The 14,965-nt window shown below is 63.0% G+C and carries 13 protein-coding genes; 4 read left to right on the top strand and 9 right to left on the bottom strand.

Annotated features, from left to right (window positions below; genetic code table 11):
* The first annotated feature begins 67 nt into the window (after positions 1–67).
* Together EP165_RS03835 and paaG are read left to right on the top strand one after the other, a co-directional pair.
* Positions 68–1,210: an Mrp/NBP35 family ATP-binding protein gene (locus tag EP165_RS03835; protein WP_127520215.1), complete on the top strand. Its 1,143-nt coding sequence runs from the start codon at positions 68–70 to the stop codon at positions 1,208–1,210.
* A 24-nt stretch (positions 1,211–1,234) separates the two neighbouring features.
* Positions 1,235–2,023 (top strand): 2-(1,2-epoxy-1,2-dihydrophenyl)acetyl-CoA isomerase PaaG, encoded by a 789-nt coding sequence (paaG, locus tag EP165_RS03830; RefSeq protein ID WP_127520214.1) that lies wholly within the window; start codon positions 1,235–1,237, stop codon positions 2,021–2,023.
* Between the two features lie 29 nt (positions 2,024–2,052).
* On the opposite strand, the gene EP165_RS03825 is transcribed toward paaG, so the two are convergent.
* Entirely contained in the window at positions 2,053–2,505 is a 453-nt protein-coding gene (locus EP165_RS03825) for an SRPBCC family protein (RefSeq protein WP_127520213.1), read from the bottom strand.
* A 77-nt stretch (positions 2,506–2,582) separates the two neighbouring features.
* The gene (locus tag EP165_RS03820; RefSeq protein ID WP_127520212.1) at positions 2,583–4,076 is read right to left on the bottom strand and encodes an aminotransferase-like domain-containing protein; all 1,494 of its coding nucleotides are present in this window, start codon (positions 4,074–4,076) and stop codon (positions 2,583–2,585) included.
* 226 nt (positions 4,077–4,302) lie between these two features.
* On the opposite strand from EP165_RS03820, the gene pgi reads away from it, so the two are divergent.
* Both pgi and EP165_RS03810 read left to right on the top strand, forming a co-directional pair.
* Positions 4,303–5,949, top strand: coding sequence for a glucose-6-phosphate isomerase (pgi, locus tag EP165_RS03815; protein WP_127520211.1), 1,647 nt, complete (start codon positions 4,303–4,305; stop codon positions 5,947–5,949).
* Entirely contained in the window at positions 5,949–6,656 is a 708-nt protein-coding gene (locus EP165_RS03810) for an HAD family hydrolase (protein WP_127520210.1), read from the top strand. The genes pgi and EP165_RS03810 overlap by 1 nt, the downstream gene beginning before the upstream one ends.
* 20 nt (positions 6,657–6,676) lie before the next feature.
* Here the strand turns inward: EP165_RS03810 and EP165_RS03805 are convergent, their stop codons facing one another.
* The 7 genes from EP165_RS03805 to EP165_RS03775 form a co-directional block, all read right to left on the bottom strand.
* On the bottom strand, positions 6,677–8,725 hold the full coding sequence (locus EP165_RS03805) for a long-chain-fatty-acid--CoA ligase (RefSeq protein ID WP_127520209.1): 2,049 nt from the start codon (positions 8,723–8,725) through the stop codon (positions 6,677–6,679).
* 104 nt (positions 8,726–8,829) lie between these two features.
* Positions 8,830–9,384: a DUF924 family protein gene (locus tag EP165_RS03800; protein ID WP_127520208.1), complete on the bottom strand. Its 555-nt coding sequence runs from the start codon at positions 9,382–9,384 to the stop codon at positions 8,830–8,832.
* Between the two features lie 27 nt (positions 9,385–9,411).
* The gene (locus EP165_RS03795; RefSeq protein ID WP_164742947.1) at positions 9,412–10,896 is read right to left on the bottom strand and encodes an ABC transporter substrate-binding protein; all 1,485 of its coding nucleotides are present in this window, start codon (positions 10,894–10,896) and stop codon (positions 9,412–9,414) included.
* A 126-nt stretch (positions 10,897–11,022) separates the two neighbouring features.
* On the bottom strand, positions 11,023–12,087 hold the full coding sequence (locus tag EP165_RS03790) for an AbrB family transcriptional regulator (protein ID WP_127520206.1): 1,065 nt from the start codon (positions 12,085–12,087) through the stop codon (positions 11,023–11,025).
* Positions 12,084–13,079: a formylglycine-generating enzyme family protein gene (locus EP165_RS03785; protein WP_245439998.1), complete on the bottom strand. Its 996-nt coding sequence runs from the start codon at positions 13,077–13,079 to the stop codon at positions 12,084–12,086. Before EP165_RS03785 ends, EP165_RS03790 begins: the two co-directional genes overlap by 4 nt.
* 13 nt (positions 13,080–13,092) lie before the next feature.
* Positions 13,093–14,007, bottom strand: a complete 915-nt coding sequence (locus EP165_RS03780; protein ID WP_127520204.1) for an ABC transporter permease — start codon at positions 14,005–14,007, stop codon at positions 13,093–13,095.
* Positions 13,997–14,944, bottom strand: coding sequence for an ABC transporter permease (locus EP165_RS03775; protein WP_127520203.1), 948 nt, complete (start codon positions 14,942–14,944; stop codon positions 13,997–13,999). The genes EP165_RS03780 and EP165_RS03775 overlap by 11 nt, the downstream gene beginning before the upstream one ends.
* Positions 14,945–14,965: the final 21 nt, after the last annotated feature.

Here is a 14,965-nt window from a genome sequence, read left to right as displayed (position 1 = left end):
AATCGGTTGCGTTGGACTCGCGACCAAAACCGACTATCTGGCAGGGGGAAGACAGGACAGGATTGTTATGACCGTCACCAAGGAAGCCGTCGTCGAAAAGCTGCGCAGTATTCGGGCGCAGGGCATGGACGGCGATATCGTCTCGCTCGGGCTCGTCTCTGAAATTTTCATCGCCGATGCCAAGGTGTTCTTTTCCGTCACCGTGCCCGCCGAGAAAGCGCGTGAGATGGAACCGCTGCGCGCCGCCGCCGAAACGGCGGTGAAGTCGTTGCCCGGTGTGGAAGGCACCGTCGTGGCACTGACTGCCGAGCGCAAAGGGGGTGGCATGGAACGCGCTCCGCAGCCACAGCCGCGCCCGGCACCCCAGCAGTCGCCCCAGCAGGGCAGGCAGCCTGCCAAGCGCGGCGTACCCGGCGTGAAGTCGATTATCGCGGTCGCCTCAGGCAAGGGCGGCGTCGGCAAGTCGACCACGGCCGTCAACATCGCACTCGGCCTTGCAGCCAATGGCCTCAATGTCGGCATTCTGGATGCCGACATTTACGGCCCCTCGATGCCGCGGTTGCTCGGCCTGAGCGGCAAGCCGGAAACCGTCGACGGCAAGGTGCTGAAGCCGATGCAGGCCTACGGCATCAAGGTCATGTCGATGGGCTTTCTGGTCGAGGAAGAAACGCCGATGATCTGGCGCGGACCGATGGTGATGTCGGCTCTGACCCAGATGCTGCGCGAAGTCGCCTGGGGCGAGCTCGATGTGCTGGTGGTCGACATGCCGCCTGGTACCGGCGATGCCCAGCTCACCATGGCGCAGCAGGTGCCGCTTGCCGGCGCAATCATCGTTTCCACGCCGCAGGATCTGGCGCTGATCGACGCCCGCAAGGGGCTCAACATGTTCCGCCGCGTTGACGTGCCGCTGCTCGGCATTGTCGAGAATATGAGCTATTTCATCGCGCCCGATACCGGCACGCGCTACGATATTTTCGGCAATGGCGGCGCACGTCGCGATGCGGAGCGTCTCGGCGTCCCGTTCCTCGGCGAAGTCCCGCTGACGATGAACATCCGCGAGCGCTCCGACAGCGGCGAACCTGTCGTGGCGTCGGAGCCGGATGGCCCGCAAGCCGCCATCTACAGGGAAATCGCCGGCCGTGTTCTGGAGCGGCTCAAAGAGGAAACGGCGGCGGCTGAGGCTGCGACGCCAGCAATCGTGTTCGAATAGCCGCCGGGACGGCGAGGGACAGATATGAACGATACGGTAATCCACGAGCAGCACGACGGTTACGACGTCCTGACTCTCAACCAGCCCGATCGGCTCAACCCGTTCAATGAAAGGCAGCATCAGGCGCTGGCTGCGGCGCTCGACAGGATCGAGAAGAACGACGACTGCCGCGTCGTTGTGCTGACCGGCGCCGGGCGCGGCTTCTGCGCCGGGCAGGATTTGGGCGAACGCGATTTCACCGACGCGACACAGAAATACGATCTGGGTGCCGGTCTTGAGAAATATTACAATCCGTTGATCCGCCGCCTGCGTGCGCTGGACAAGCCGGTTATCTGCGCTGTCAACGGCGTTGCCGCGGGGGCAGGTGCCAATATCGCACTGGCCGGAGACATCGTGATTGCCGCGCGCTCGGCAAGCTTCATCCAGATTTTCGCCCGCATCGGCCTCATCCCGGATGCCGGTGGCACCTGGTGGCTCACCCAGCGTCTGGGCGAGGCGCGCGCCAAGGCGCTGGCGCTCACCACCGAACCGCTGCCAGCCGAGAAGGCTGCCGAATGGGGCCTGATCTGGAAGGTGGTCGACGACGAGGTGCTGATGGACGAGGCTGTCGCTCTTGCCATTCAACTCGCCAATGGTCCCACCGCTGCCTATGCGCTGGCCAAGAAGGCGATTCAGGCGGCGTCTTCCAACACGCTCGATGCGCAGTTGGATCTGGAGCGTGAGCTGCAGCGCGAGGCGGGCTATTCGGACGACTACCGCGAGGGCGTTGCCGCCTTCCGCGAGAAGCGCAAAGCGAACTTCCGCAAGGTATGAACTGACCCCTCCCTCTTGAGGGGAGGGAATTAGCCGGCGCTTACAGTCTCGTTGAACGAGGAGAAGAATTCACCGGCCAGCTTCTTCGAGCTCGACTGGATCAGACGGCTGCCGAGCTGGGCGATTTTGCCGCCGACATCGGCTTTCGCCTTGTAGGTCAGGATCGTTGCGTCTGGCCCGTCTTCAGTCAGGCTGACATCGGCGCCGCCTTTTGCAAACCCCGCTATGCCTCCCTTGCCTTCGCCCGCGATCGTGTAGGAGTGCGGCGGGTTGAGGTTCTGGAGTTCGACCTCGCCGTTGAACTTGGCCTTGATCGGCCCGAGTTTCACCGAGACAACCGCTGAAAACGCGGTGTCGGATTTCTTGTCCAGGCTCTCGCAGCCCGGAATGCAGGCTTTCAGAATTTCAGCGTCGTTAAGTGCTTCCCACACTTTGCCGATCGGTGCGGCGATCCGCTCTTCTCCGGACATGTCCATTGCCATCGCGCAGCCCTTTCCTGTTCGCCGGCACTATGAGTTAAGTGCTGGCGTCCGGCTTGTCCATTGGCCGATGAGCTAATTCAGGCGGCCGACCTCAGCCGCCCGACCGCGTCGGCGAGTTCCCGTATTCCGGGCTCGATGTGATGAAGCGCGATTGACGAAATCCCGAGGCGCAGAAAGCGCGTTTGCGTGTCGGGTTCGTTGAAGAAACGCCCCCCGGGCTCGATCAGCACGCCGCGTTCGGCCGCATCGACGGCAAGATCGCGGGCGTCGGTGCCCGGAGGTCCCTTCAGCCAGAGCGACGTACCGCCCGGCGCGCCCGAAGGCCGCCACTGCGGCAAGTGCTCCGATATCGCTTCCGCCAGTTTCAGCCGGCGCTCCGAAAACGCCGTCGAAAGCCTGCGCACCAGCGCCTCGTGATGGCCGAGCGAAAGGAAAAGCGCCACCGCACGCTGATTGTTTGCCGGCGGGTGCCTCAGCATGTATCGCCGCAGCGCACGCAACTCCGCGATCAGTCCGGCATCGGCGACGATGTAGCCAATGCGCAGGCCGGGCGCGAGGGTCTTCGACATCGAGCCGACATAGATCACGCGGCCAGACGCGTCGGTGCCTTTCAGCGCCTGTTGCGGGGAGTCGTCGACGAGCTGGCTGTCGTAACCGTCCTCGATGATGATGCGGTCATGCTTTTCCGCGTCCTCAAGCAGTCTCCGCCGGCGCTCTTCGGAAAGCGGGACCATGGTCGGGCAATGGTGGTTGGGTGTCGTGAACACAAAGTCCGTGCCCGCCGGTATCGCGGACGGATCGATCCCATCCTTGTCGACGGGAACGGGCGCCACTTCGGCCCCGGAGAGCCGGAATATGCCCCGCGCATCCGGATAGCCCGGTTCTTCCATTGCCACCTTCGTCCCGCGCCCCATGAGCAGCGTCGAAAGCATGTAGAGGGCATGCTGTGCGCCAAGCGTGACGATGATTTCATCCGGGTTTGCGAAGATGCCGCGGCGCGGAAGCAGCCGCGCCTGAATCTGCTCGATCAGCAGCGGGTCGTCACGGTCGACGACGTCACCGGCCCAATTGCGGATTTCCAGCACCGCCAGTGCCATGCGATTGCATTCGCGCCATTCGGCGGTCGGAAACAGCGCCGGATCGAACTGGCCGTAGACGAACGGGTAAGGGGCCTTGATCCAGTTGCCCTGATAGGCCGGCTGCGGCGGCTCGCTGGAAGCCACACGCCGGCGCGCGCCCCAGTCGATGCGGTCGGGTTTCGGTTCGGGCCGGTGCGTATCGGCGTCCAGACCCGAAACGAATTCCGGATTGACGAAGTGGCCGCGCCGCTCGCGGGCGATCAGAAAGCCCTGATCCACGAGTTGCTGGAAAGCAAGCACCACGGTGCCGCGTGCAACACCCAGTTTCTCGGCGAGCATGCGGCATGAGGGAAGCGGCAGGGAAGCGGCAATTTGCCGGTCCAGGATCGCCGCGACAATGGCCTGCCGTATCTGCGCCTGAAGCGTCTGGCCTGAATCGGCGGATATCCGGAACAAGCCAGACCATATCGCGGCATCGTTTCGCGAAACCATACGTAATGCTCCTGGGGAAGGACATTCTGATTGGCGTCACGCAAACCTACGTCTGGTCCAATGGATTGCTCCAATGAATTTCTTTGATGAATAGATTTTGTACCACTGATGAATTGGCGTTATGCCATTGTGCTGCCGGGCCCCGCCTCTTTTTCAGCCAAAGCTATTGAATACGGCGCACGAATATGGCTTCTGCCGCCGTACACCCCAGAAACGGAGATGTTCTATGGACAGCGCAGCATTCGAGGCTGCAAGCGCCGCGCTAGAACGTCACCGGTCGGAAAACGCCGACTTTGACCTCCGCGCCGCCTTTGCCTCAGACCCGCAGCGATTCGGTCGCTTCTCCGCCGGGCTGGACGATCTGCTTGTCGATTTTTCCAAATGCGCGGTGAACGAACGTACGCTCGAATTGCTGTTTGATCTGGCGCGCGGGGCAGGTGTCGAGGCACGTCGCGCGGCGATGTTTGCCGGCGAAACGATCAATGCGACTGAACGCCGGGCTGTGTTGCACACGGCGCTGCGCAACCGTTCCGGTGCGCCCGTGTTCGTGGATGGCAGGGATGTCATGTTCGACGTTCTGGCAGTCCTGGAATCGATGGGCCGTTTCGCCGACGCCGTCCGTGACGGCGAGCTTAGGGGCGCTACGGGCAAACCGTTTACCGACGTCGTCAATATCGGCATCGGCGGATCGGACCTTGGGCCAGCGATGACGGTACTGGCGCTCGCGCCCTATCACGACGGTCCGCGCACCCACTTTGTTTCCAATGTCGACAGCGCCCATGTCTCTGACACGCTGAAAAGCCTCAACGCCGAGACGACGCTTTTTGTCGTCGCGTCCAAGACCTTCACCACGGTCGAGACCATGACCAACGCGGAGACGGCGCGCGCCTGGCTCACCGAGTGGCTGGGCAGCGGTGCTGTGGCCCATCACTTCGCCGCTGTCTCGACGGCGCTCGACAAGGTTGCCGAGTTCGGCATCGGTGACGATCGTGTTTTCGGCTTCTGGGACTGGGTGGGCGGCCGCTACTCGCTCTGGGCCGCGATCGGCCTGCCGATCATGATCGCTGTCGGCCCGCAGAATTTTGCCCGCCTGCTGGATGGCGCCCACGCGCTCGACCGGCATTTCGCCGAAGCGCCCGCGGCCGAGAACCTTCCGCTGCTTGTGGGCCTGATCGGCTATTGGCATCGTGTTCTGTGCGGGTATCCCACGCGGGCGGTGATCCCTTACGATCAGCGGCTCGCTCGCCTGCCGGCATATCTGCAGCAGCTGGATATGGAATCGAACGGCAAGGGCGTCACGATTGACGGCTCGCCTGTTGCTGGTCCGACCGGACCGGTCGTATGGGGTGAGCCGGGCACCAACGGCCAGCACGCCTTTTTCCAACTGCTGCATCAGGGCACCGATATCGTTCCGGTTGAGTTCATCCTCGCGGCCGAAAGCCACGAGCCGGCGCTGAAACACCACCACGATTTGCTTGTCGCCAATTGCCTCGCACAGTCGGAAGCCCTGATGAAAGGCCGCACGACGGAGGAAGCACGTGAGCAGCTTTTGGCAAAGGGCGTAGGCGCGGATGAGGCGGAACGGCTTGCTCCGCACAAGACGTTCCCCGGCAACCGGCCCTCGCTTACCATTCTCTACCGCAAGCTCGACCCGTATGCGCTCGGCCGCCTGATCGCACTCTATGAACACCGTGTCTTCGTTGAGGCATCGCTGTTCGGCATCAACGCATTCGACCAGTGGGGCGTCGAGCTCGGCAAGGAACTGGCGACGGCTCTGTTGCCGGTCGTTGAGGGAAAGAAGCCGGCCGATGGCAGCGATTCCTCTACCGCCGGTCTGGTGCGCCGCATCGGCGAATTGCGCGCCGGTAATTGATGCCGGCGATCCGCGGCCTCCTGTTCGACAAGGACGGAACGCTTGTCGATTTCGAGGCGACCTGGAGCGCGGTTGCCCGTGCGATGGCGCTTGATGCTGCGGAGGGCGATGCGGCACGCGCGCGGGAGTTTCTGACGCTCGCCGGCTTCGACGAGCGTTCGGGCAGCTTTGTCGCCGACTCTGTCTTTGCCGCCGGGACAAACGAAGACGTTGTGCGTCTGTGGCATCCCGCGCTTGAAGGCCAGCCCCTCGCCGATCGTGTCCGCTACTACGATGCGCGCACCAGCGTCGCGGGCGCAGCCTCTGCCGTGCCGGTGGCAGGCGTGCTGCCGGCCCTGAGCGACCTCCACAACGCAGGCTACTTGCTGGGCGTGGCAACGAATGATTCCGCCGATGGCGCCGCCCGGACGCTGGAAGCGCTCGGCGTAGCCGAATTGTTCAGCGCCGCGCTTGGCTATGACAGCGTGACCAACCCCAAACCCGCGCCGGACATGATCCATCGCTTTGCGCAGCTGAATGGTATTGAAGCGCCGGAGATCGCCTTTGTGGGCGACAACGGCCACGACATGGCGGCCGGGCGCGCCGCCGGCTGCGGTCTTGTTGTCGGTGTGCTGTCCGGCACCGGCACGCGTGAGACGCTCGCGTCGCTTGCCGACGTCGTTCTGGCTTCCGTAGCAGAACTGCCGGCCCTCTTGGCGGGGCGCTGAGCGCCCCGCATGTTAGGCTGCTATTGCAGGGCGCGGCGGAGCACCTTGCCGACATTGGTCTTGGGCAGCTCGTCGCGGAATTCGATGAGCTTCGGCCGCTTGTAGCCGGTCAGGTTTTCCTTGCAGTAGGCGTGGATCTGCTCTTCGGTGAGCCCGGGATCTTTCTTGACCACAAAAAGCTTCGGCACTTCGCCCGAATGCTCGTCCGGCACGCCGATGACCGCAGCCTCGAGCACACCCGGATGTTTGGCGACCACGTCCTCGATTTCGGTCGGATAGACGTTGAAACCCGATACCAGGATCATGTCCTTCTTGCGGTCGACGATCTTCACGAAACCGTTTTTGTCCATGAATCCCATGTCGCCGGACTTGAAGTAGCCGTCCTTGGTCATGACCTTGGCGGTTTCGTCCGGCCGGTTCCAGTAACCGGCCATCACCTGCGGGCCCTTGATCAGGATTTCGCCCACCTTGCCGGTCGGCACGTTCTTGCCGTCCTCATCGCGGATGACCACTTCGGTCGAGGGAACCGGCAGGCCGATAGTGCCTGTGAATTCCTTGGCATCGAACCGGTTCGCCGTTGCCACCGGCGAGGTTTCGGAAAGGCCGTATCCTTCCGCGATCACCAGCCCGGTCAGCTTTTTCCAGCGCTCTGCAACCCCGCTCTGGACGGCCATGCCGCCGCCGAAGGTGATGTACAGGCTCGAGAAATCGAGCTTCTGGAACTCTTCATTGTTGAGCAGTCCGTTGAACAGCGTGTTCAGACCGGGGAACACGTTGAACTTGTATTTGCGCAGCTCTTTCACGAAGGCGGGCAGGTCGCGCGGATTGGGGATCAGAATGTTCTGCGCCCCCTGCTGCATGCCCATGATCGCGTTCACCGTAAGCGCATAGATATGGTAGAGCGGCAGCGCGCAGATATAGATCATCCGCTCCGGCTTGGGTTTGTCCAGAAACGCGCATTCGACCCAGATCGCGTTCTGCGCGACATTGGCAAGCACGTTCCGGTTGAGCAACACCGCACCCTTCGAAACACCTGTCGTGCCGCCCGTATATTGCAGGAAGGCTACGTCGTCATGTCCGACATCGGCCGGGCGGAACGTGGCGGTTCTGCCCTTGTTCAGGGCGTCGTTGAACTTCACATGGCCGGGCAGGTTCCATGCAGGAACCATCTTCTTGACCCGCCTGACGACCAGGTTGACGATCGCGCCCTTGATGCCGCCGAGAAGATCGCCCATCGCCGCGACAACGACATGTTTGACCGATGTGTTCTGAATGACTTTCTCGAGCGTCGTCGCAAAATTTTCCAGGATGAAAATCGCCTCGGCGCCGGAATCGTTAAGCTGGTGTTCCAGTTCGCGCGGCGTATAGAGCGGGTTCACGTTCACGACGGTGTACCCTGCGCGCAGCACCGCCATCAGCGCCACGGGATATTGCAGGATGTTGGGCATCATCAGCGCAACGCGTGCGCCCTTCTTTAGCCCGGTCGACTGCAGGTACCCCGCCACATAGCGAGACAGCTCCTCCAGTTCGGTGAAGGTGATCGTCTTGTCCATGCAGGTGAAGGCCGGGCGGCTGCCATACTGCCTGCAGGCACTGACCATGAGTTCGGCAATCGATTTGTCGGTGATCTCGCCGATTTCGGTCGGAATCCCTGCTGGATAGCTTTTGTGCCAGGGCTTCGCGCCGGATTTGGAGGCAGCTTTCTTTGCCGGCGCCTTGGCGGCCGGCTTGCGCGCCGCTGCGGGCTTCGCGGTCTTCGCTGTGGCGGCGGCCTTCGCTGCTGGCTTGCGAGCCGTGGCAGGCTTCGAAGCAGCTTTCGCTGCAGCCGCGGGTTTCGAGGCCGTGCGCTTGGCGGCGGGTTTCGCGGCTGCCGCTCTTGCCGCTGCGCTGGCCGTTGTTTTCTTTGCGGAGGCTTTGGGCGCGGAAGCTTTGGTGCCCGCAGGTTTGGCGCCGCTGGCGGCACCCTTGCGTGCCGTCGCCGCTTTTGTTGTTTTGCCCTTTGCCGGTGTAGTTGCCTTCGCCAAATTGTCCTCCCTCGTAAGAGACCGGCGCACGGGGCGCGGCTCCATTCTTCTCATCAGCCGTGAAAAGCCGGTTCGCCGGTCACGCGATGCTATATACTGTATGTAGGGCCAGTGATTTGACGAACGCAAGGCTCTCGATTTTCGGGCCGCTACTGCCCGTAACCGCTATGGCCCTGCAGGAATGCCGCCTCTTCCTCGGTCAGTTCCCGCCCCAGTGTCGAGTTTCGGTGCGGAAACCGCCCGAAGCGCGCAACGATATCCCGATGTTCGATGGCGTATTTGAGCGATTCCTCTCCGCCATGCTGCTTGAACAGGTCCACGCAGCGCTCCTGATCGGAAAGGACCTCGGAATGCATGAACGGCATGTAGAAGAACGCCCGCCGGTCTTCCGCGACTTGCATATCGAAGCCCGCCTCGACCGCGTTGCGCGCCAGATCGAGCGCCGCCGCGTCGCTTGCAAACGCTGCCGGCTTCTTGCGGAACATGTTGCGCGAAAACTGGTCGAGCACGATGACCGCGGCCAGCGCGGCGTTCGCGTCGGTACGCGCTTCGGCGGGCGGGCTTGCGTTCAGCCGTGCATGAAGCGCGCCGAACCTCGTGCGGATCTTGTCGTCGACCTCGGCGCTGCCGGAATACCAGTCCTCGCGCGTCAGTTCATCGAACCAGAAGCTCAGAACGTCCTGAACCCAGTTGCCGTCGGCCATGGGGAGTAACCTCGTGTAGATTGGTGCTCAGTCGTTGAAACGCACCGTGTCGAACCTGGTCAGACCGTTGGGATCCGGTTGAACCGACACGGAGGCACGCATGGCGTGCGCGACGCGGCGCTGCGCCAGCGGCAGCACGATGCGCTCCTTCTGCACGTTGAGCCAGAGCCCGGCCAGCGCCGTCCGGCGCTCGTTCCTGTTGCGGATATTTGCGAGCGCGGCGACCTGTGACGAAAGCTCGGCATTGGCGTAGCCTTTCTGGCCGTCGACCAGCCAGCTGAGTATCGGCGCGGAGCCGTAGCCCGGCGCGGAATAGCTGCTGAGATGAAACGCGCTCTCGCCGGAGGCCACATGCGCATCGTGATCGGCTTGAGGCCGCGCCACGACATCGGCCCAGATGCCGATCGAGGTCAGCATTGCCTTGATCCGGTTGGCGGTTGCCTCGTCGCCGCGTGCGACATCGAGCTTCACGCCGAAACCATCCGGGTAGCCGGCCTCCGCCAGAAGTTCCTTTGCCCTGGCGGGGTTCGGCGAAAGTTGCGCGGCCAACCCCTTCGACCAGCCTTCTGCAAATGACGGTGCCAGAATGGCGGTCGCGTCGCTGTTCGCAAAAGAAGCCACTTCGTCGCGGTCGACCGTGCGGTCGATAGCTTCGCGCACCAGAGCATTGTCGAACGGGTTGCCGTCGGCACCGCCGGCCCCGAATCTGTAACCAAGATAGAGCACGGAATTCGCCGGCGCGGTCTCGACGGCAACATCTTCGATGCCGTCGAGGCGCTTCAGATCGGCTGCCGAAACGTCCTGCAATATTTCGAGCTCGGCCCAGGCCAGTGCCTTGCCGCGCAATTCGCTATCGGCGATCGGCAGGTAGACCACTTCTTTCGCTGCAGGCGGCGGTCCCGCATAACGGTCGTTGGCAGTCAGCTTGGTGCGCACCGCCGCATCGCGCGATTCGAGTTTGTAGGGCCCGGTGCCGTTTGCCTTGTCGGCGGCAGTGCTGTTTGCGCTTGCCAAACCGTTTTCGTTTGCCCAGCCGCTGTCCATGATCAGAATGCGCGTCAGCACCGCGGGCGGTGCCGCGGCAGGCTCGGCCATCCGGATTTCGACCGTGCGCGGGCTGGTTTCGCGGACCGAGATGATCTGCGACGCTTCGCCGGCGAAGGCCGATCCCTCGGCGCGCGCCCGGTTGATTGAGAACACCACATCCTCGGCATCGAACTCCGCTCCGTCATGGAAGGTGGCGCGTTTGAGATTGAACACCCAAAGGTTGGGATCGCCGGCGCTTGCCAGCCACGAGGCGGCGAGTACACCGCTCGCTGCGCCGCCCGGCTCGAAACGGATCAGCGGCTCGTAGATATTGTGGAGCAGCTGCTGCGTGTAACCGTCCGCTGCGGCATGCGGATCGAGCGTCGCGGCGTCGCCGGCGCGTCCCCAGCGCAAGGTCTCGGCCTCGGCGCTCAACGTGGTGAGAAGAAGTGCGGCGGACAGGGCTGCTAGCTTGCGGTAGGTCACGGCGGCTCCGATATTTGGGACAAACCCGGATACGACGCCGGGAGCGAAATTTCCAGTCCGGGCCTTTGCGGCGGGCGAGTTGCGCATCGAATGCGCCTACACAGCCTGCTGCCGGCGGATGGGCATTTACGGGGATCGCGCCCCGCGTCCCCTGGGCCGTTGCATCAGGTAGTTGATAAAGTCGACGATAAGCAGCGCGATCATGACCCTGACAAACTGGAAGCTGGCAACCATGGCAACGTCGAGATGCAGCACTTCGGCGGTGATGACCATCTCGGTTACAGCCCCCGGAGCATTGGCAAGGACCATTGTCGAAAGGTCCAGGTCAAATACCGCCGAAAGCGCGACCGACACCAGCGCGGAGGCGCATATGAGAAACAGGGTGGAAAACAGGAGGCCACCCAGAAACTGACGGGCACCGCGAAAAAGGTCTCGCCTGAACATCGCGCCCAGCGAGACGCCGATGAGTATCTGCCCGGCGGGGACGACGCCTTCGTGATGGCCGTCGAGCGGGACGCCCGAGGCGGCCATTGCGCCGACCACGATCATTGGCCCGAGAAAGAACGGGCTGGTCAGCCTCACGAAATGGGCGGCAATTCCGGCTGCCGCCGCGAGAAGAACAAGCAGAATCGTATCGAGCCACCCGCCTGCGATCGCTTCTGGTGCCGAACCCGGTATGGCTGCCAGAGTCATGATCGGCGGGAATAGAAGAACGACGAAGACGATACGCAAGGTCTGCGCGAGGGCAGTCTTTGCGCCGTCCCCGCCATTCTGATCGGCAAGCACCGCCATTTCAATCGGACCGCCGGGCACGGAGGCGTAGAGTGCGGTTGCGCGATGGGTTCCGAAGAACCGGGCCTGCGCGAGGCCATAGGCGATCGCGATGAAGGTCAGCGTCAGCGCGCCGGCAACAATTGGCACCACGTTGGACAATATTCGGTCGAACGCGTCCGGCGTCAGGTGCAGTCCGAGCGCGCCGCCGATGATCAACTGGCCGAGTACGCGCAGGGAAACGGGGGGTGCAGATGCGTTCATCGCCAGCGTTATGAAGGCGCTTGCGAACATTGGGCCGATCATCCATGCGAGCGGCACGCCCACCGTATTCGCAGCCGCGCCTGCAACATATGCAACCGCGAAAACGGCACCCACCTTGAGCAAGCGAAGAAGCGCGGTTCGTGGTTTGCCGCTCATGGCTGAGCGGAATCTGGCCGCGCGTCATATGCCAGGCGGAAGCCCAGATGGCCGGTTGCGCTGTCGGGCGGGCAGCCGAGACGTGCGGCGATGCGGTAGCGGTGGCAGTAGCTTGTGTGACAGAGGTGGGAGCCGCCCTTCATCAAACGCTGCTGTTGCGACCGCGCCACCTGATTGCGAATTTTCGCGGCGCGCGTGAGCGACCTGACGCGAAACGGATCCTCACACCACTCCCAGGTGTTGCCGACCATATTGTAGAGGCCGAAATCGTTGGGCGCGAAGCTGTCGACTGGCGCCGTACCGGCATATCCGTCGGCGGCATCGTTGATGTCGGGAAACCGCCCCTGCCAGATATTGCAGGGGAAAAACGCACTGTCATCGGGTTCGCGATCGCCCCATGGATAGACACCGCCGGAACGCCCCCGCGCAGCGTTTTCCCACTCCGCTTCGTTCGGCAGCCGCCCACCTGCCCAGGAGGCAAATGCGCGTGCATCCGCCCATGACACATGGACCGCGGGATGGGTCTCCCGGTCCTCGATGTGGCTCCCTTTGCCTTCGGGGTGCTTCCAGTATGCGCCCTCGATGCGTATCCACCAGGGTGCCTCGGGTGCGGCCGGCAGGGTATGGACAAGAGCCGGCTGCACGAAACCCTTGAACACGAAGGACCAGCCGAACTTTTCCGCCTCCGTTACATAGCCGGTATCCGCCACGAAGGCAGCGAAACGCTGGTTGCTGACGGCACAACGGTCGATGCCGTATGGGCGAAGCCGGACTTTGCGGGCCGGCCCTTCGCCGTCGATCGCCAGAAGCGGACTGTCTGTCCCCACGGTGGAGTCGCTGGCGCCGATCCATACGATTTCGCTGCGGTCGGCGCAGCCTGACGCGAAATTCTCCGGCTGGGCGGCGCGGCTCCCGCCTGCGGCCGGAACGCAACAGGGTTTGTCTACCCGGCTGGTCGAGGCAGCATCTACCGGTTGCGTCCGCGTCGCCAATTCGGCCTCTCTCTCAGGCGTCTCGCATATTGCGCTGCCGGGGATCGATGATGTCGCGCAGGCCATCGCCCATCAGATTGAGGCTCAGAACGGCGACTGCGATTGCAACGCCGGGGAACACGGCGATCCACCATGCTTCCTGAATATAGGTGCGCCCGTCGGCGATGATGTTGCCGAGGGATGGCGCGGGCGGCGGCGGTCCGACGCCGAGGAAGCTCAATATGGCTTCAGCGACGATCGAAACGGCGAACACGAAGGTGAGCTGGACGATCAGCGGCGACAGCGCGTTCGCGAGTATGTAGCGGAAGATGATGCGCGCGTGACTGGCACCGACGGCATGGGCGGCCTCGATGAACTGCATGCCCTGGACCACGAGTACGCTGGCGCGCACGATGCGCGCGGTACGCGGCGTGAAGGTGATCGTGAGTGCTATGATCGCGTTTATCTCCGACGGTCCAAGGGCCGCTGCCAGAGCGATTGCCAGAAGCACGCCGGGAAAGGCCATCAGCCCGTCCAGCCCGCGCATGATAAGGCCGTCGAGCCAGCGCACGTAACTCGCCAGCGTGCCCAGGATCGTACCCAGAATGCCGGTGGTCACGACGACGACCAGGCCGATGCGCAGTGAAACGCGGGTGCCGTAGATGATCCGGCTTGCGATGTCGCGGCCGAAGCCGTCCGTGCCGAACCAGTGTTCCCAGGACGGCGGCATCAGTATCGAGCGGTAGTCGCTCTTGTCCGGCGGGTAGGGCGCCAGCAGGTCGGCGAAAATCGCGAGCCCGAAGAAAATGCCGAGGATAACCAGTCCGAACAGGAACGACCGGTGCCCCAGCAGCCTGCCCGCCAGCAACCGCCAGCGCCTGCGGCGCGCGGCCGCCATTTCGGCGCCGAGGGAAATCGTGTCGTCGGAAGCTTTGGCGTCAGCGATCATCGCGAACCCTTGGATCGAACCAGACGTAGAGAACGTCGACAATGATGTTGACGAAGACGAAGATGAAGGCAGTTACCAGAAGCCCGCCCTGGATGATCGGGAAGTCGCGCCGCTGGATCGACCCGATGATCAGGCGTCCGACACCGGGCAATGAGAAGACCGATTCGATCACCACCGCGCCGCTCAGCAGCACGCCGGTTATCACCCCGACCACCGTAACGATCGGAACCAGGGCGTTTCTGAGCGCATGTTTGAATATCACCGTACGGGCGCGCATGCCCTTCGCCTTTGCCGTACGAACGAAGTCCTGATTGAGCACGTCCAGCATGCTTGAGCGCGTCATGCGGGCAATGACACCCATCTGGGTGAACGCCAGCGTCAATGCGGGGAGGGTCATGCACTGGACCCATCCGAAGAAATCCTCCGTCATCGGAACGTAGCCGCCGGTGGGAAACCAGCCGAGGAAAACGCCGAACAGGATGATCATGACGATCCCGAACCAGAAATCGGGAACCGAAAGTCCGACCAGTGCAACGACCATTGCGCCCTGATCGAGCCAGGTGTTTTGCCTGACAGCGGCAAGTATGCCCAGCAGCATGCCGATTGCGGTCGAGATCAGCAGTGCGAGCCCGGCCAGCGATAGTGTCACCGGAAGCCGCTCGAATACAGCCTCTGCCACGGAACGGTTGAGCAGGTATGAGTGTCCGAGGTCGCCTTGCAGCAGCCGGCCATACCAGGCCAGCGCCCGCTCGAGCAGAGGGCGGTCCAGACCGAGATTCTGCCGGATAGCGGCGATTTCTTCAGGTGTCGCGTCGCCGCCCGCGATTTCAGCTGTCACATCACCCGGCACGAGCCAGATGATCAGGAAGGTCACGACGGAAACAACAAGTAGAACGGGAATGGCACTCAAGAGGCGCCCGACGACAAACCGAAACAATGGAGTCCCCTGCTATGTTTG

Origin of the sequence: Mesorhizobium sp. Z1-4 (genome assembly GCF_004000235.1) — a bacterium.
Lineage (GTDB): Bacteria > Pseudomonadota > Alphaproteobacteria > Rhizobiales > Rhizobiaceae > RCIO01.
The sequence above is the reverse complement of the archived record's forward strand: the minus strand, read 5'-3'. Positions and strand labels throughout refer to the sequence as shown.